The 17538-nt window shown below is 69.7% G+C and carries 14 protein-coding genes; 11 read left to right on the forward strand and 3 right to left on the reverse strand.

The window, feature by feature from the left end:
- Window positions 1-48 precede the first annotated feature (48 nt).
- Entirely contained in the window at window positions 49-2622 is a 2574-nt protein-coding gene (locus ABZ078_RS27475) for a M14 family zinc carboxypeptidase (protein ID WP_356579462.1), read from the forward strand.
- Entirely contained in the window at window positions 2619-3785 is a 1167-nt protein-coding gene (locus ABZ078_RS27480; RefSeq protein ID WP_356579464.1) for a serine hydrolase domain-containing protein, read from the forward strand. The genes ABZ078_RS27475 and ABZ078_RS27480 overlap by 4 nt, the downstream gene beginning before the upstream one ends.
- Before the next feature lie 84 nt (window positions 3786-3869).
- Here the strand turns inward: ABZ078_RS27480 and ABZ078_RS27485 are convergent, their stop codons facing one another.
- Both ABZ078_RS27485 and ABZ078_RS27490 read right to left on the reverse strand, forming a co-directional pair.
- Entirely contained in the window at window positions 3870-4289 is a 420-nt protein-coding gene (locus ABZ078_RS27485) for an organic hydroperoxide resistance protein (RefSeq protein WP_356579466.1), read from the reverse strand.
- A 94-nt stretch (window positions 4290-4383) separates the two neighbouring features.
- A complete protein-coding gene (locus ABZ078_RS27490) occupies window positions 4384-5382 on the reverse strand; it encodes an NADP-dependent oxidoreductase (protein WP_356579468.1) in 999 nt (332 codons plus the stop codon).
- Window positions 5383-5472: 90 nt separating this feature from the next.
- On the opposite strand from ABZ078_RS27490, the gene ABZ078_RS27495 reads away from it, so the two are divergent.
- Complete coding sequence (locus ABZ078_RS27495; RefSeq protein ID WP_356579470.1) at window positions 5473-5916, forward strand: MarR family transcriptional regulator; 444 nt, start codon at window positions 5473-5475, stop codon at window positions 5914-5916.
- Window positions 5917-5954: 38 nt separating this feature from the next.
- Here ABZ078_RS27495 and ABZ078_RS27500 read toward each other — a convergent pair whose 3' ends face one another.
- Window positions 5955-6893: a hypothetical protein gene (locus tag ABZ078_RS27500; RefSeq protein WP_356579472.1), complete on the reverse strand. Its 939-nt coding sequence runs from the start codon at window positions 6891-6893 to the stop codon at window positions 5955-5957.
- A gap of 311 nt (window positions 6894-7204) precedes the next feature.
- Between ABZ078_RS27500 and ABZ078_RS27505 the strand changes: the two genes are divergently transcribed.
- From ABZ078_RS27505 to ABZ078_RS27540, 8 genes are all read left to right on the forward strand, one after another.
- Window positions 7205-8368 (forward strand): mandelate racemase/muconate lactonizing enzyme family protein, encoded by a 1164-nt coding sequence (locus tag ABZ078_RS27505; protein ID WP_356579474.1) that lies wholly within the window; start codon window positions 7205-7207, stop codon window positions 8366-8368.
- On the forward strand, window positions 8365-9369 hold the full coding sequence (locus tag ABZ078_RS27510) for an alcohol dehydrogenase catalytic domain-containing protein (RefSeq protein WP_356579476.1): 1005 nt from the start codon (window positions 8365-8367) through the stop codon (window positions 9367-9369). Before ABZ078_RS27505 ends, ABZ078_RS27510 begins: the two co-directional genes overlap by 4 nt.
- 114 nt (window positions 9370-9483) lie before the next feature.
- Window positions 9484-10452, forward strand: a complete 969-nt coding sequence (locus tag ABZ078_RS27515; RefSeq protein ID WP_356579478.1) for a hypothetical protein — start codon at window positions 9484-9486, stop codon at window positions 10450-10452.
- Between the two features lie 144 nt (window positions 10453-10596).
- On the forward strand, window positions 10597-11706 hold the full coding sequence (gene chvE / locus ABZ078_RS27520; RefSeq protein WP_356579480.1) for a multiple monosaccharide ABC transporter substrate-binding protein: 1110 nt from the start codon (window positions 10597-10599) through the stop codon (window positions 11704-11706).
- 36 nt (window positions 11707-11742) lie between these two features.
- Window positions 11743-13293 carry a multiple monosaccharide ABC transporter ATP-binding protein gene (gene mmsA / locus ABZ078_RS27525; RefSeq protein WP_356579482.1) on the forward strand — a complete coding sequence of 517 codons (1551 nt, stop codon included), beginning with the start codon at window positions 11743-11745 and terminating at the stop codon, window positions 13291-13293.
- Window positions 13290-14534 carry a multiple monosaccharide ABC transporter permease gene (gene mmsB, locus ABZ078_RS27530; protein ID WP_356579484.1) on the forward strand — a complete coding sequence of 415 codons (1245 nt, stop codon included), beginning with the start codon at window positions 13290-13292 and terminating at the stop codon, window positions 14532-14534. Before mmsA ends, mmsB begins: the two co-directional genes overlap by 4 nt.
- Before the next feature lie 74 nt (window positions 14535-14608).
- On the forward strand, window positions 14609-15760 hold the full coding sequence (locus tag ABZ078_RS27535) for an aldose epimerase family protein (protein ID WP_356579486.1): 1152 nt from the start codon (window positions 14609-14611) through the stop codon (window positions 15758-15760).
- Window positions 15761-15883: 123 nt separating this feature from the next.
- Window positions 15884-17530 (forward strand): histidinol-phosphate transaminase, encoded by a 1647-nt coding sequence (locus ABZ078_RS27540; RefSeq protein WP_356579488.1) that lies wholly within the window; start codon window positions 15884-15886, stop codon window positions 17528-17530.
- The last annotated feature ends 8 nt before the right edge of the window (window positions 17531-17538 follow it).

Raw genomic sequence — 17538 nt, forward strand, 5'->3', positions numbered from 1 at the left:
CAGGTACACCTCGCCGTACCGATCTCTGGAAGCTCCGAGGAGGTACGCGTGCGCACCACGAGAACCGTTCCCGCGAGACCCGTTCCCGCGAGACCCGTTCTGTTCACCGCCCTCGCCGTCACCACGGCGGGCTCTGTGCTCCTCAGCCCGTACACCGCGGCGGCGGAGCCGCGACCGCCGGTCCACCGCGAGGCCGCGCTCGACCGGCACGCGGCGCACCCGCCCGCGAGCGCCGCCCAGCGGGCCCTCGGCACCGCGGAGGCCGCCTCGGGGGCGATCGCCGACGACAGCCGTGGCTACCCCCGCCGTCAGGTCCTCTCCCCCGACCCCCACAACCCTGCCGACAAGTCCCTCAAGCTCGGCCTCACCCCGTACCACGCGATCGCGCCGAAGCTGAACGCCCTGCAGTCCCTCGGCGACCGCGTGAGCGTCGAGGTCGCGGGCCGCTCGGCCGGCGGGCACCGGCTCTACCTCGTCACCGTCACCGCCCCGGAGAGCGCCCGCGAGTCCCGCGCGCAGGCCCGGATGCGCGAGCTGATCGAGAACGCGCCCGCGCTCGCCGCCAAGTCCCGGGAGATCAGGAAGAGTTACAAGACCCCGGTCTTCTTCAACAACAACATCCACGGCAACGAGTGGGAGGGCACCGACGCCGCCCTGAAGCTCATCGAGAAGCTCGCCCGGGCCGAGGACGCCCGGACGCGCGACCTCCTCGCGCACAGCCGCCTCTACTTCAACGTCACCGCCAACCCGGACGGCCGTATCGCCGGAACCCGCGCGAACGCGAACGGCTTCGACATGAACCGGGACTTCGTCACCGCCTCGCAGCCCGAGGTGCGGGCGATGCGGCAGATCATGGTCGCCAAGCAGCCGGCCGTCATGCTCGACCTGCACGGCTACGTCAACGGCACCCTCATCGAGCCGACCACTCCCCCGCACGGCGAGAACTACGAGTACGACCTGTTCCTGAAGAACACCTACGCCAACGCCCTCGGCATGGAGTCCGCCGTCAACGCCCTCGGCTACACGGCCGCGAAGGACGGCGTGCAGCCGGCGCAGATCCCGTTCCGCGACCAGGAGGAGGGCTGGGACGACTGGCCTCCCATCTTCACCCCGCAGTACGCGGCCTACCACGGCACGGTCGCCGCGCACACGGTGGAGATCCCGATGCGGGTGAACAACGCCTCCTACGACTCCCTGCCGGTCACCGAGCTGCGCCGCCGCGCGGCGATCAACGTCGACGTGGCCGGGGCCGCCCTGCGCGCCACCCTCGACTTCGTGCGGTCCAGGCGCACGTCCCTCGTCGCCGACCAGATCGAGGTGTTCCGGCGCGGTGCGGCGGGCGCCGCCCAGGTACCGGTGTCCGCGCGGACCGTCCCGGGCGTCCCGGGCATCGGCCCGGAGGACGTGTACACGACGACCTTCCCCCGCGCGTACGTCATCTCGCCCTCGGGCCCTGCCACGGCCCGCCTCGTCGACCACCTCCTGGCCAACGACATACGGGTGACCCGGGCGGCGCACGCCTTCCGGCTGGGCGGAAAGACGTACGCCAAGGGCTCGTACGTGATCGACATGCGCCAGCCCAAGCGCGGCCTCGCGAACGCGCTCCTCGCGGACGGGCGGGACATCAGCGACAAGGTCTCGGTGATGTACGACATCTCGGGCTGGAGCCTCGGCCGGCTGTGGGGCGCGAAGGTCGAGACCCTGCCGGGCCTGCCGTACGCGGTCCTGCGCCCGGTTCGTGCGGCGGCCCCCGTCGCCTACGTCGCCCCGCGCGGCGACCTCCGGCTGCGGCTCGACGACCCGGACGAGATCGCCGCGCTCAACTCCCTGCTGCGCAAGGGCGTCCAGGCCCGCCGGGCCGCCGACGGCAGCGCGATCGTGCCGGGCTCGGCACGGCGGCAGGCCGTGGAGGCGGCCCGCACGTACGATGTCGCCTTCCACGCGACGAAGCGCACCGGCACCACCGCCCTGCACCGCACCCGCGTGGCCGCGGCCGTCACAGCGGGCGAGCTGTTCGCGCTGCGGGAGATGAACTTCGAGGTCACGCCGGTCTCGACGGACGTGCTGAACGCCGGTTTCGACTGGTCGTCGGTGGACGTGCTGTTCGTGTCGACGGAACTCGACCGCGACGACCTCGACACCGACGCCCGCGCGGCCCTGGACGCCTTCCTCGACGGACACGGCCTCGTCGGCCGCGGCGCCACGGGTGCCGCGCTGGGTTCGGCGGCCGGGCTGCTGGCCGCGAAGCCGGTCGAGGGCAACGGGGACGCCAACGGCGTGGTGCGCGTGCGCAACGCGGCCGGCGCCCTGATGGCCGGTGCTCCGGACCACGGCTTCGTGTACGCGCCGGTGTGGTTCACCGACCTGGGACCGGACGTCCGGGTGGAACAGTCGTACGCGACCGGGAACCCGCTGGTCTCCGGGCACTGGCGGCCGTCGCGGGACGGCTCCGGCGGGCCGGCCGACGCGGCGGGACAGGCGTCGGTGGTGAGCGGTCCCAGGGCCGTGCTGTTCGGCACGGAACCACTCTTCCGGGGTCACCCCAAGGGGGAATTCGCCCAGGTGGGGCGGGCATTGTTCACCATGGCACCCGCAAGCGGCTCAGGTGAGGAGAGCGGATGACGCAAGGGATCCACGGCACGGTCGCGGACGGCTTCGAGGCGGTGCGTGAGGAGTTCGCCGCGTTCGTGGCGGGGGAACGCCCCGACTACGAGGGACAGTTGTGCGCCTATGTGCACGGCCGCAGGGTCGTCGACCTGTGGGCCGGTGACGGCTGCGAGCCGGACTCGCTCTACGGCGTGTTCTCCTCGACCAAGGGGGCGGCTCACCTCGTGGTCGCGCTCCTCGTGCAGGAGGGCACGCTGGAGCTCGACCGCAAGGTCACGTACTACTGGCCGGAGTTCGGGGCCGAGGGCAAGGGCGGACTGACCCTGCGCGATCTCGTCACGCACCGTGCCGGCCTGGTCGGCCTCGACTCCGGGTTCACCGAGGCGGAGCTGGCCGACGATCAGGCCATCGCCGAACGGCTCGCGGACCAGCGGCCGTTCTGGCGGCCCGGCACAGCCTTCGGCTACCACGCGCTCGTCATCGGCGCGCTCGCCGGCGAGGTCGTGCGCCGGGCCACGGGCCGCACCCTCCAGGAGGTGTACGAGGAGCGGGTGCGGGCGCCGTACGGCCTGGACTTCTTCCTCGGTCTCCCCGAGGCGCTGGAGCCCCGCTTCCGCTCGGTGCTGCCCATGGCCCCGACGCCGGAGCAGCGGGCCGTGCTGGACGCGGTGCCGACCGGGCCGCACACGCTGGCGTCGATCGCGTTCAACACCCATGTGCCGGAGCCGGGCGAGCCGGTGGACCACCCCAACTCCCGCGCGGTGCGCGCCAAGGGGCCGGCGTCGGCGGGCGGCGTCGCGGCCGCGCGAGGGCTGGCCGGGATGTACGCGGCGGCGATCAGCGAGCAGCAGGGGCGCCCACCCCTGCTGAAACCGGACACGATCGCCGAGGTGGGCCAGATCCACTCCACCGGCTACGACCTGGTGGCCCGGACGCACAAGTCGTTCGGCCTCGGCTTCCAGGCGGTCGCCGACACCTGGTACCCGTTCCTGGGCGCGGGTGCCTTCGGCCACAGCGGGGCGGGCGGCTCGCAGGCGTTCGCGGACCCCCGCAGCGGTCTGGCCTACGGCTACACCCGCCGCCGCTGCGCCTTCCCGGGCGGGGCGGCACCGGAGAACGAACGGTTGGTGAGGGCGGTGCACGGCGCCGCGCTGGCCGGGGCCGACTCCGCCCGGTAGCTCGGGACCCGCGCCCCCGGAGAACGGGCGGAGGCCGCACCCTACGTCCAGGGGTGCGGCCTCCGTCGTACGCAACGAGCGGCGTCAGACCAGCGTCACGGTGATGTTGCCGCGGGTCGCCTTCGAGTAGGGGCAGACCTGGTGGGCCTTGTCCAAGAGGCCCTTGGCGGTCTCCGCGTCGACGTTCGGGATCTCGGCGGAGATCTCCACGATGATCCCGAACCCGTCGTCGTTCTTGCCGATGCCGACCTTCGCGGTGACGGTCGAGCCGGAGACGTCGGCGTTCTCCTGGCGGGCGACGACGCCCAGGGCGCCCTGGAAGCAGGCGCTGTAGCCGGCCGCGAACAGTTGCTCCGGGTTGGTGCCGGCGCCGCTGCCGCCCATCTCCTTGGGCGGGTTCACGACGACGTCGAGCTTGCCGTCGTCGGTGGCGACCCGGCCGTCGCGGCCGTTCTCGGCGGTGGCGACGGCGGTGTACAGGACGTCGGAGTGCTGGATGGACATGCGGGTGTCTTCCTCCTCGGTCCGCCGCGACTCGCGCCCACGATCGCGGCGGTTTCGGAAAGAAGTTACCGCATGCCGGAAATCCAGCACAGACCTACAGCTTGACGATCATCTTCCCGGTGTTGTCGCCGCGCAGGACCCCGAGGAACGCCTCCAGGTTGTTCTCGATGCCCTCGACGACCGTCTCGCGGTACTTGAGCCGCCCCGAGGCGACCCAGGGCCCGACCTCCTGGACGAACTGCGGCTGGAGGTCGTAGTGGTCGCCGACGAGAACGCCCTCGACACGGAGCCGGTTCTGCAGGATCTTGACCATGTTGCGCGGGCCGGGGGTCGGCTCGGTCGCGTTGTACTGCGAGATCATGCCGCAGATCACGGCCCGGCCCCGGAGGTTGAGCGCGCCTAGCGCGGCCTCCAGGTGCTCGCCGCCGACGTTGTCGAAGTAGACGTCGATGCCGTCCGGCGCCGCCTCCTTGAGCTGCTCCCAGACCGGGCCGTTCTTGTAGTTGAAGGCGGCGTCGAAGCCGTACTCCTCGACGAGCAGCTTGACCTTCTCGTCGGAGCCGGCGGAGCCGATCACCCGCGAGGCACCCTTGAGCCTGGCGATCTGCCCGACCTGGCCGCCGACGGCACCCGCGGCGCCGGAGACGAACACCGCCTCCCCCTCCTCGAAGGCGCCGACCCGCAGCAGACCCGCGTAGGCGGTCAGGCCCGTCATGCCGAGCACACCGAGATACGCGCTCAGCGGCGCCGCCTCCGGGTCCACCTTCACGGCGTTCTTCGCGTCCACGGCGGCGTACTCGCGCCAGCCGAAGAAGTGCAGGACGTGGTCGCCGACGGCGATGCCCTCGGCGTGGGACTCGACGACCTCGCCGACGGCGCCGCCCTGCATGACCTTGCCCAGTTCGAAGGGGGCGACGTAGGACTTGGCCGCCGACATGCGTCCGCGCATGTAGGGGTCCACGGAGAGGTACTTGTTCCGGACGAGCACCTGGCCCTCGGCGGGCACCGGCTTCTCGGCCTCGACCAGGGCGAAGTCCTCGGCCTTGGGCCAGCCGACGGGGCGGGACAGGAGGTGCCATTCGCGGTTGCTCATGGGGCGGGCCTTTCCTCTTTTACTTCAGTACCTGAAACAACGATGCTCCTTAATATTTCAGGCTGTCAAGTAACCGGATACCCTGAGAGCATGGCCACTCCACCCAAGACGCACCGCCCCGATGAGCTGACCCTCGAAGTCGTCGACCTCATCGGCGCGGTCGTGGCCCGCTACCACGAGGAGTACGAGGAGGCCGCGGCCGAGCACGCGCTGACCGGCGCCCAGGCCAAGCTGCTGAGCCTGCTGGCCCTGGAACCGCTGCCGATGCGGAAGCTGGCGCAGCGGCTGCGCTGCGAGCCGTCGAACGTGACCGGCATCGTCGACCGCCTGGAGTCCCGGGGCCTCGTGGAGCGCCGCCCGGACCCGGCGGACCGCCGCGTGAAGCTGGCGGCGGCGACCCAGGAGGGACGCCAGGTGGCACGGGGCCTGCGGGAGTCGCTGCGCTTCGCCAAGGAGCCGCTCGCGGGCCTGTCCGAGGAGGAACGCCTGGCCCTGCGGGACCTGCTGCGGCGGATGCTGGGCGGGGGCGTCTGATCTGGTCCGGGGCACCGTGGTTCGCTAAAGCGAACGATTCAGGTGCACCACCAGAGGAACCGGTTGCACGTCTCGGACGGTGACGGCTCAGGGGTCGGGACCGACGTGGTCGGCTCCGCGGTCGGCGGCGGGGTCTCCGGCTGGGCCGGTGGAGCGGGGGCCTCGGTGGACGTGCCGGTGCCGCCGCCCGTCGTCCCCGACCGGTCGTCCGTGGCGGACTCCTTCTCCCGGTCCTTCTTCTCGTCCTCGTCCTTCGGCGACTTCGAGGCCGACGGCGACGCCGAGGGATCCGGTGACGGCGTGTTCGCGTCCGTGCGCGTCGTCCCGTCCGTCGCCTCCGGGGAAGGGGACACCTCTTCCGCGGCCGCGCCCTCAGCCGAGTCGCCCCCGGCGGCCGCCGGCTTCGGACTTGAGTCCGGCGCGTCCATGCCGAGTTCCGCGAGGCTCAGTCCACCTGCGGCCAGGACGAACCCCGCGGCGATCAGCAGGGTCCGGCGACGGCGGCGCCGGTGCGCGGCGGCCTTGCGATCGCGACGACTCACCCCGCCCGCGGGCTCGTCGTCGTCGAGGTCGTCCGGGCCGTCACGGTCGTCGTCACGCCCGGGCCCGTCGCCGTAGGCGTCGTGAGGGCCGTGAGGGTCGTGAGGGCCGTGAGGGACGTCGCCGGCGAGGTGGGGGGTGTCGTCCCCGTCGACGTGATCGTCCCGGTACTCACGACCGCCATAGTCACCGCCGTCGTACTCACCGCCGCCGTACTCGGCGCCCTCGTACTGCACCGCCCCGTACTGCCCCGCGTACTGCCCCTCGTACGCCCCCTGCACCGCCGTCTGCGCGGGCATCTGCTGGGTCATGGGCGGCATCTGCGGATAGACGTCGCCCGCACCCGCGTACACGCCCAGCTGTTCGACCGAGGCGCCGCACCCCGGGCAGGCGAGGGCGCCATTCAGGTGCCGTCGGCACGGGTGGCAGTAGTCCATGACGCGGGAAGACTAGGTTCCGCACGTGCACGGTTCATAGTCACAGCTGTGAAAGTTCTGTAGGGAACCACCTGTTCCGGCATGCCCAGTTGAGGGATATGCCAGGACACGCCAGACACGCCCCCTCGCTCCGCGAGCGCCCGCCCGAAATCCGTATCGAAAGCAGTGTCGAAACCGTTATGCGTTCGACCCATTGACACCTCCGCCGCCGCCTCCCTACTGTCACGTCAGCATTTCGAACGTGTGCCGAAATCTCGAACACGCTCGAAGGCAACGTCAATGAGCCGACGACGCAACAAGGGGCAAATGCCGTGCGCATCACCGGAATCAGCACACACGTGGTCGGGACGCCGTGGCGCAACCTGACGTACGTCCAGGTGCACACCGACGAAGGCATCACCGGAGTCGGCGAGACCCGGATGCTGGGCCACACGGACGCGCTGATCGGGTATCTGCGAGAGGCCGAGGCCAACCACATTCTCGGATCCGACCCGTTCGCTGTCGAGGACCTCGTCAAGCGCATGAAGTACGGCGACTACGGGCGGGCCGGCGAGATCGTCATGTCCGGCATCGCCGTGATCGAGATGGCCTGCTGGGACATCAAGGGCAAGGCCCTCGGGGTGCCGGTCTGGCAGCTCCTCGGCGGCAAGGTCACCGACAAGGTCAAGGCGTACGCCAACGGGTGGTACACGACGGAGCGGACGCCGGAGGCGTACCACAAGGCGGCTCAGGGCGTCATGGAGCGCGGGTACCGGGCGCTCAAGATCGACCCCTTCGGCACCGGGCACTTCGAGCTCGACCACGAGCAGACCCTCTACGCCGTCTCCCTCATCGAGGCCGTCCGCGACGCCATCGGCCCGGACGCCGAGCTGATGCTGGAGATGCACGGCCGCTTCTCCCCCGCCACCGCCGTCCGCCTCGCCAAGGAGCTGGCCCCGTTCAAGCCGGCCTGGCTGGAGGAGCCGTGCCCGCCGGAGAACCTGAAGGCGCTGGAGAAGGTCGCCGCCAAGGTCGACATCCCGGTCGCCACGGGCGAGCGGATTCACGATCGCATCGAGTTCCGTGAGCTGTTCGAGAGCCAGGCCGTCGACATCATCCAGCCCGACGTCGGTCACATCGGCGGCATCTGGGAGACGCGCAAGCTGGCCGCGACCGCCGAGACGCACTACATGCTCGTCGCTCCCCACAACGTCGGTGGCTCGGTGCTCACCGCCGCCTCCCTCCAGGTCGGCTTCACCTCGCCGAACTTCAAGATCCTGGAGCACTTCAACGACTTCGCCGACGCGGAGATCAAGAAGGTCGTCAAGGGGGCGCCCCAGGTGAACCCGGAGGACGGCTGCTTCCACCTCTCCGACGCCCCCGGTCTCGGTGTCGAGTTCGACGCCGACGCCGCCGCCGAGTTCCCGCAGCAGCAGGCCCGCTTCGACCTGTGGGCCGAGGGCTGGGAGCAGCGCAAGCCCAAGGGCACCAAGTGAGCGGCGCCGTCGTCGTCGAAGCGCCCGGCGAGCATCGCCTCACCGAGCACACGCCGCGCGAGCCGGGTCCGGGTGAGGCCCTCGTCCGGGTCCACGCGGTCGGCATCTGCGGCAGCGACCGCGAGGTGTACCAGGGCAACCGGCCCGAGGGGTACGTCCGTTACCCGCTCACCCCGGGTCACGAGTGGTCCGGGACCGTCGCCGCCGTCGGCGCCGGGGTGCCGGACTCGCTCGTCGGCCGCAAGGTCGTCGGCGAGGGCTTCCGCAACTGCCAGGTCTGCGACCGCTGCCACGCCGGTGAGACCACGCTGTGCACCGCCGGGTACGAGGAGACCGGGTTCACCCAGCCCGGCGCCATGGCCGGCACGCTCACGCTCCCGGCCCGGCTGCTGCACGTCCTGCCGGACGACTGCGACCTGACCGCCGCCGCCCTGCTGGAGCCGGCCGCCTGTATCGCGGCCGCCGCGATCAAGGCGAACGCCCTGCCGGGTGAGCGGGTGGCCGTGGTCGGCACCGGGACGCTCGGGATGTTCGCCGTCCAGTTCCTGAAGGCGGGTTCGCCGGGCGAGCTGCTGGTGGTGGGCACCCGTCACGACCGCGAGCAGTTGTCGCGGCAGTACGGCGCCACCGACTTCCGTACCAAGGACCAGGAGCTGCCCGACGACTTCGACGTCGTCATCGAGACCGCCGGGTCCGCCGACGCGGCGCGCACCTCCGCCGCCCTGCTCAGGCGGGGCGGGCGGCTGGTCCTCACCGGGATCCCGGCGCCGGGTGCGCAGGGGCTCGACCCCACCGACCTCGTCGTACGGCAGCTTGAGGTGCACACCGTCTTCGGGGCGCCGCCGGACGCGTGGGCGCACACGGTGCGGGTGTTCGCGGCCGGGCTGCTCGATCCGCTGCCGCTGGTCACGCACGAGTTGCCGCTGGAGGAGTTCCCGCAGGCGATCGAGCTCGTCGGGTCCGGCGATCCGAAGGTGGGCAAAGTCCTCCTCCGCCCCTAGACGTACGCCGGTACGGGGGCAACCTGACGGCCTCCGTACCGGCGTACACCCAAGAGCTCCGCATACCCCGAGCCGCGAACCTCGTCCGACATATCGAACACAAAAGGACACCTTGTGACCGACGCTTCCGCCCCGGCAGCCCGTCGACCCGGTGAGCAGGCGCTCGCCGCGCTCGGCCTGGGCGCGCCCGACCTCTCCCCCGCCGACGCCTCGCCCCACTCCTTCCCGGGCGGCGGCCGCTGGCGCACCGAGATCCCCTCGTGCGAGGGTCCCGAAGCGCTGGCCGTCGTCCTGAAGGAAGCCTCGCGGCTCGATGTGCCGATCCACCGCATCAGCCAGGGCAGCGGCGTGTGGATGCTGACCGACGCCGAGATCACCGAGATGGTCGAGACCACCGCCGAGCGTGACATCGAGCTCTGCCTGTTCACCGGCCCGCGCGGCACGTGGGACATCGGCGGGTCCACGCGCACCGACTCGCGGGGGGCCGGACTGCGCGCCCGCGGCCACGACGCCGTCGCCGGCTGTGTCGAGGACGCCGTCCGCGCGACCGAGCTGGGCGTCAAGTGCCTGCTCGTCGCCGACGAGGGCGTGCTGTGGGCGCTGCACCGGGCGCGGGCCGCCGGGATCATCCCGGCCGACACGACCCTCAAGGTGAGCGCGCTGATCGGGCCCGTCAACCCGGCGGCGTACGCGGTCTACGAGAACCTGGGCGCCGACTCGATCAACGTGCCCAGCGATCTGACGCTCGATCACCTCACCGAGATCAGGCGGGTGTCCGCCGCTCCCATGGACATGTACATCGAGGCCCCCGACGACCTCGGCGGCTATGTGCGGATGTACGAGCTCGCGGAGCTGATCCGGCGCGGCGCACCGCTCTACCTGAAGTTCGGGCTCTCCAAGGCCCCCGGCATCTATCCCTACGGGCACCACATGCGGGACCTGACGCTGGCCACCGCCAAGGAACGCGTCCGGCGCGGTCGGCTGGCTCTGGACCTGCTCGCACGGCACGGAGCTGACGGTGACATGGCGCCTCTCGGTTCACGGCTGCCCGGGACGCTGAAGCGGTTCGAGATTCCCGCATAACGTTCCGGACAATCCCCCTTCACAGAAGAAGACGCAGTCGAACACAATCCGACACACCCTCTTCTCGGTCTCATCCGCACCGCCCGCAAGCGTCTTCGCACCGCCAGACCGAGCCCTGCCACACACACATCAAGGATGATGATCATGCGTACTCGCAGAGCCGCACTCGCCGCCATGGCCTCCGCCGCCTCCCTCGCCCTGACCCTGTCCGCCTGCGGCCAGAGCGGTGAGGGCGGCAGCAAGGAAGAGGGTGGTGACACCAAGGGCGCGACCATCGGCATCGCGATGCCCACCAAGTCCTCCGAGCGCTGGATCGCCGACGGCAACAACGTCGTCAAGGACCTGGAGTCCAAGGGCTACAAGACCACGCTGGTCTTCGGCGAGGACAAGCCGGACCAGCAGGTCTCGCAGATCGAGAACCTGATCGCCCAGGGTGTCAAGGCGCTGATCGTCGCGGCGATCGACAACAAGTCGCTGGACAACGTGCTCCAGCAGGCCAAGGAAGCGAAGATCCCGGTCATCTCCTACGACCGCCTGATCCTCGGCACGCCGAACGTCGACTACTACGCGTCGTTCGACAACGAGAAGGTCGGCGAGCTCCAGGCCAACTACATCGTCGAGAAGCTCGGCCTGAAGGACGGCTCCAAGAAGGGCCCGTTCAACATCGAACTCTTCGCCGGCTCGAACGACGACAACAACACGCGCTACTTCTTCGGCGGCGCGATGAAGGTCCTGCAGCCGTACATCGACAAGAAGCAGCTCGTCGTCCGCTCCGGCCAGACCAAGCTCACCCAGGTCACCACCCTGCGCTGGGACGGCGGCAAGGCCCAGAACCGCATGGACGAGATCCTGACCTCGTCCTACAAGAGCGAGCGTGTCGACGCGGTCCTCTCGCCGTACGACGGCATCTCCATCGGCATCCTCTCGGCACTGCGGTCGGACGACTACGGCTCCAAGAGCAAGCCGTGGCCGATCGTCACCGGCCAGGACGCCGAGGTCGCCTCGGTGAAGTCGATCATCGCCGACGAGCAGGCGATGACCGTGTACAAGGACACCCGTGAACTCGCCAAGGTGGCCTCGAACATGGTCGACGCGGCGCTCAACGGCAAGAAGCCCGAGGTCAACGACACCAAGACCTACGACAACGGCGCCAAGGTCGTCCCGGCCTACCTGCTCACGCCGGTCAGCGTCGACAAGTCCAACTACAAGGAGGCGGTCGTCGACTCCGGCTACATCAAGGAAAGCGACCTCTAGACAACCGCCGGCACACTCTGATTGGAAGGCACGACCATGGCGGGACCCGTCCTGGAAATGCGCTCGATCGTCAAGACCTTTCCCGGCGTCAAGGCGCTGTCGGACGTCACGCTGACCGTCCAGCAGGGCGAGGTCCACGCCATCTGCGGGGAGAACGGCGCCGGTAAGTCGACCCTGATGAAGGTCCTCTCCGGCGTCCACCCGCACGGCACCTACGAAGGGGAGATCCTCTTCGAGGGTGAGGTCTGCGAGTTCAAGGACATCCGGGCGAGCGAGCAGCGCGGCATCGTCATCATCCATCAGGAGCTGGCGCTGTCGCCGTATCTCTCCCTCGCGGAGAACATCTTCCTCGGCAACGAGCACGCCAAGGGCGGGTTCATCGACTGGAGGGAAACGCTGCGGCACGCCACCGAGCTGCTGCGGCGGGTCGGGCTCAGCGACCACCCGGACACCCGGGTCGCCGACATCGGCGTGGGCAAGCAGCAGCTCGTGGAGATCGCGAAGGCGCTGTCGAAGAAGGTGAAGCTGCTCATCCTGGATGAGCCGACCGCGGCCCTGAACGACGAGGACAGCGGCAAACTCCTGGATCTGATCCTGGAGTTGAAGAAGCAGGGCATCACCTCGATCATCATCTCCCACAAGCTCAACGAGATCCGCAAGGTCGCGGACTCGGTGACGATCATCCGGGACGGCAAGACCATCGAGACGCTCGATGTGAAGGCCCCGGAGACCACCGAGGACCGGATCATCAGCGGCATGGTCGGCCGGGACCTGGAGCACCGCTTCCCGGAGCGCACCCCGCACGAGCCGGAGGAGGGCGCGGCCCCCGCGCTGGAGATCCGGGGCTGGACCGTGCACCACCCGATCGACCAGCAGCGCAAGGTCGTCGACGATGTGTCACTGGCCGTGCGACGCGGTGAGATCGTCGGCATCGCGGGCCTCATGGGCGCCGGCCGCACCGAGCTCGCGATGAGCGTCTTCGGGCGGACGTACGGCCGTTACGCCGGCGGCACGATCCTCAAGGACGGCAAGGAGATCCGTACGAAGTCCGTCCCCGAGGCCGTGAAGAACGGCATCGCGTACGTCACCGAGGACCGCAAGCACTACGGCCTGAACCTCATCGACACCATCAACCGCAACATCTCGCTCAGCGCGCTGGGCAAGGTCGCCAAGCGGGGCGTGATCGACGAGCACGAGGAGCGGCAGGTCGCCGAGGGCTTCCGCAAGTCCATGAACATCAAGGCGCCGACCGTCTTCGAGCCGGTGGGCAAGCTGTCCGGCGGCAACCAGCAGAAGGTCGTCCTCAGCAAGTGGATCTTCGCGGGTCCGGACGTGCTGATCCTGGACGAGCCGACGCGCGGCATCGACGTCGGTGCCAAGTACGAGATCTACACGGTCATCGACCAGTTGGCCGCCCAGGGCAAGGCGGTCGTCTTCATCTCCTCCGAGCTGCCCGAGCTGCTCGGCATGTGTGACCGCATCTACACGATGGCCGCGGGGCGGCTGACCGGTGAGTTCTCGCGGGCCGAAGCCTCGCAGGAATCGCTGATGCGTCAGATGACGAAGGACAAAGAGGTAACCCGATGAGCACGGATGTGACCGCCAAGACCCCGGCCCCCGCGCCGCCGGGGAAGAGCGGAGGGGCCGCGGGCGACGGTCTGCTCCAGTTGGTACTGGACGGCATGCGCCGCAACATGCGGCAGTACGGCATGCTGATCGCCCTCGGCCTGATCGTGGCGCTGTTCGCCGTGTGGACCGACGGCGACCTGCTGCTGCCGCGCAACGTCTCCAACCTGGTGCTGCAGAACAGCTACATCCTCATCCTCGCGATGGGCATGATGCTGGTGATCATCGCGGGCCACATCGACCTGTCGGTCGGTTCGCTGACGGCGTTCGTCGGCTCGATGGCCGCCGTGTTCATGGTCAAGAACGATCTGCCATGGCCGGTCGCCGTGATTCTGTGCCTGGCGGTGGGCGCGATCGCGGGCGCGGTCCAAGGCTTCTTCATCGCATACGGCGGCATACCCTCCTTCATCGTGACCCTCGCGGGCATGCTGATCTTCCGTGGTCTGACCGAGATCTTCCTGGAGGGCCAGACGCTCGGCCCGTTCCCGGACGGTCTGCAGAAGGTCGCCAACGGCTTCCTGCCGGAGGTCGGACCGAACACGAACTACCACAACCTCACCTTGCTGCTCGGCTTCGCGATGATCGCGTTCGTGGTCTTCCAGGAGTTCCGTGACCGCCGCCGGCAGCAGGAGTTCAACCTGGACGTCCCGCCCTTCAACCTGTTCCTGCTGAAGCTGGTCGCGCTCGGCGCCGCCATCCTCACGCTGACGCTGCTGCTCGCCAGCTACAAGGGCGCCCCGATCGTGCTGCTCGTCCTGGGCGTGCTGCTCGTCGGCTTCGGCTACGTGATGCGCAACGCGATCATCGGCCGCCACATCTACGCCATCGGCGGCAACCTGCCCGCGGCCAAGCTGTCGGGTGTCAAGGACAAGAAGGTCGTCTTCCTGATCTTCGTGAACATGGGCATGCTCGCGGCCCTGGCGGGCCTGGTCTTCGCCGCCCGCTTCAACGCGGCCTCACCCAAGGCCGGCCTCAACTTCGAGCTGGAGGCGATCGCGGCCTCGTTCATCGGCGGCGCGTCGATGAGCGGCGGTGTCGGCACCGTGCTCGGCGCGATCATCGGTGGTCTGGTCCTGGGCGTGCTGAACAACGGCATGAACCTCGTCGGCATCGGCACCGACTGGCAGCAGGTCATCAAGGGCCTGGTGCTCCTGGCGGCGGTCGGGTTCGACGTATGGAACAAGCGCAAGGTCGGTTCGTAGGTCAGGCCGGGCCCCCGCCGGAAGGCGGGGGCCCGGTTCTTTCAGAGCAGTTTCCCAAGGAAGTGGAGCCGCATATGGAACTGAACAGACGCACGGTCATCGCGGGAGCCGCGGCGGCGGGCATAGCCGCCACCACGCTCGGCGGTACGGCGCACGCCACCACGGGAGGCAACAGGCCGGTGAAGACGCTTTTCGGCAAGCTCGCCGACGGCACGAAGGTCTACAGCTGGTCGCTGGCCAACGGCGGCACCCGCATGAAGGTCCTCTCCTACGGCGGCATCGTGCAGTCCCTGGAGGTCCCGGACCGTCGCGGCCGGTACGCCAACATCTCGCTGGGCTTCGACAACATCGAGGACTACGTCGCCAAGAGCCCGTACTTCGGCGCGCTGATCGGCCGCTACGGCAACCGCATCGGCAAGGGCAAGTTCACCCTGGACGGCAAGAGCTACCAGGTCAACGTCAACGACGGCGAGAACACCCTGCACGGCGGGGCCCAGGGCTTCGACAAGCGGGTGTGGGACATCGAGCCGTTCACCAAGGGCTCCGACGTCGGCCTGCACCTGTACTACACCTCCGTCGACGGCGAGATGGGCTACCCGGGCACGCTCAAGACGAAGGTGACGTACACCCTCACCCGGCACGGCGACTGGCGGATCGACTACGAGGCCACCACCGACAAGGCCACCGTCGTCAACCTCACCAGCCACGTGTACTGGAACCTCGCCGGCGAGGGCAGCGGCACGATCGAGAACCACGAGCTGAAGATCGCCGCGTCCCGCTACACCCCCGTCGACTCGGGCCTCATCCCCACCGGTGAGCTGGCCCCCGTCGCGGGCACCCCCTTCGACTTCCGCCGCACCAAGGCGATCGGCGAGGACCTCCGCGAGGCCCACCAGCAGCTCCTGTACGGCAAGGGCATCGACCACAACTGGGTGCTGGACAAGGGCATCTCGCCGCGCCCCGAGTGGTGCGCGACGCTGAAGGACCCGTCCTCCGGCCGCACCCTGCGGATGGCGACCACCGAGCCGGGCCTGCAGTTCTACTCGGGCAACTTCCTCGACGGCACCCTCGTCGGCCCGAGCGGACGCACCTACCGGCAGGGCGACGCGCTGTGCCTGGAGACGCAGCACTTCCCGGACTCGCCGAACAAGCCGAAGTTCCCGTCGACCGTGCTGCGGCCGGGACAGACCTACCGGTCGACGACGGTGCACTCGTTCAGCTGCTGACGGTTCTTCACAGGTGGCACACAAGTTCTCACCGATTCCTCGGTGATTGAACGGCGCCACCCCGGCCTCCGTATGTACGGGTGGCCCGCGCTCCCCCGCGCGGGCCACCCGAACGGAGGTTCCATGGCCGACAACGTCACCTCGCTGTTCCGCAGCACCGCGGCGCACAGCCCGTCGATGGCGGCGCTGACGCGGGAGGGCGGCGACGGGGCCGGTCCGGTCGACTTCTGCATCCCCTGCAACCCCTACTTCCCGACCCCCGCCATGTTCGACGACATGGCGAGCAGGCTCCGGGACATCATCACGTACTACCCGAGCAGCGCCGACACGATCACGGCCGAGCTGTGCAGCCTCCTCCAGCTCCCGCCGCAGTGCGTGGCGATGGGCAACGGCTCCACGGAACTGATCACCTGGATCGACCACCTGATGGTCCGTGAGTCCCTCGCCGTCCCGGTCCCCACGTTCGGCCGCTGGACCGACCAGCCGATGGAGACCGGCAAGCGGGTCGACATGTTCCCGCTCCAGGAGTCCAGCGGGTTCGCCCTGGACCTCGCGCAGTACGCCGAGTTCATCCGGGCCAGGGGAACGCGGGTCGCGGTCGTCTGCAACCCGAACAACCCCGACGGCGGCTACCTCCACAAGCACGCGCTCGTGCAGTTCATGGACGCGATGGCCGACCGGGACCTGGTCGTCGTCGACGAGAGCTTCCTGGAGTTCGCCGACGCCGAGCAGGACCCGTCGGTCGTCCAGGAGGCGATGCTGCGCCCGAACGTCATCGTGCTGCGCAGCCTCGGCAAGAACTTCGGCCTGCACGGCATCCGCTTCGGCTACCTGGTCGCCAACCCGGCGCTGGCTGGGATGGTCCGCACGATGCTGCCGAAGTGGAACCTCAACTCCTTCGCGGAGCACGTGGTGTTCATGCTCAGGGAACACGGCCCCGAGTACGCGCAGAGCCTCCAGCAGGTGCGCCGGGACCGCCTCGACATGGCCAGCCAGCTCTCCGCGCTGCCCGGTCTGACGGTCTACCCGTCCCAGGGCAACTTCCTCTTCGTGCGCCTCCCCGTGGGCGCCGAGGGCACGGTGGTCCGGGACCGGCTGCTCACCGAGCACCGGATCCTGGTCCGCGAGTGCGGCAACAAGATCGGTTCGTCCAGCCGCTTCCTGCGTCTCGTGGTGCGCCCCCAGGTGGACGTGCGTCGCCTGGTGTCCGGCCTGGAGCAGGTGCTCTACGGGACGTCCAGGAGGGGAGCCGCCGTACCCGAGCTGGGTACAGCAACCCACTACAGCTCGGGTACGGCGGCGGTGGACCGGTTGGTCAGCTCCACCAACGGCGCGGGCATGCAGGGCCTTGCCGCTCAGGCCATGAGTGCCGGGATGCCTGCGGCGCCGCAGCCACAGGCGGTGCCGCAGGGCACCGGCATGCCCATGCCCGCGCCGGCTCCTGTGGCCCCGGCCCCGACGCCCGCTCCAGCACCCGCTCCCGCCCCAGCTCCAGCCCCGTCTCCTGTCCCGGCCGCCCCAGCCCCAGCCCCGGCCCCGTCTCCGGTCCCGGCCGCCCCCGTCCCCGCGCCGATGCCCTTCCCCTCGCCCGTGGCACCGGCTGCGGCGGCGATGCCCGCGCCCACGCCGCCGGGTGTACCCGCCCGTGGAGGGCTCACGGCGGCGCAGGTGCGGGGGACGACCGGGCCGGGGCTGGCTCCCGCGCCGGCGACCGGCTGGCCCAACAGCCAGAGCTGGCCCAATGCGGCGGGGATGGGGCAGGTCGGCTAGCGCGAGGA

This window comes from Streptomyces sp. NPDC006385, from assembly GCF_040612485.1.
Lineage (GTDB): Bacteria > Actinomycetota > Actinomycetes > Streptomycetales > Streptomycetaceae > Streptomyces.

Coding starts and splice junctions, on each gene's coding strand:
- ABZ078_RS27480 (WP_356579464.1), top strand. CDS start 2,619: ATGACGCAAGGGATCCACGGCACGGTCGCGGACGGCTTCGAGGCGGTG.
- ABZ078_RS27485 (WP_356579466.1), bottom strand. CDS start 4,289: ATGTCCATCCAGCACTCCGACGTCCTGTACACCGCCGTCGCCACCGCC.
- ABZ078_RS27490 (WP_356579468.1), bottom strand. CDS start 5,382: ATGAGCAACCGCGAATGGCACCTCCTGTCCCGCCCCGTCGGCTGGCCC.
- ABZ078_RS27495 (WP_356579470.1), top strand. CDS start 5,473: ATGGCCACTCCACCCAAGACGCACCGCCCCGATGAGCTGACCCTCGAA.
- ABZ078_RS27500 (WP_356579472.1), bottom strand. CDS start 6,893: ATGGACTACTGCCACCCGTGCCGACGGCACCTGAATGGCGCCCTCGCC.
- chvE (WP_356579480.1), top strand. CDS start 10,597: ATGCGTACTCGCAGAGCCGCACTCGCCGCCATGGCCTCCGCCGCCTCC.
- mmsA (WP_356579482.1), top strand. CDS start 11,743: ATGGCGGGACCCGTCCTGGAAATGCGCTCGATCGTCAAGACCTTTCCC.
- mmsB (WP_356579484.1), top strand. CDS start 13,290: ATGAGCACGGATGTGACCGCCAAGACCCCGGCCCCCGCGCCGCCGGGG.
- ABZ078_RS27535 (WP_356579486.1), top strand. CDS start 14,609: ATGGAACTGAACAGACGCACGGTCATCGCGGGAGCCGCGGCGGCGGGC.
- ABZ078_RS27540 (WP_356579488.1), top strand. CDS start 15,884: ATGGCCGACAACGTCACCTCGCTGTTCCGCAGCACCGCGGCGCACAGC.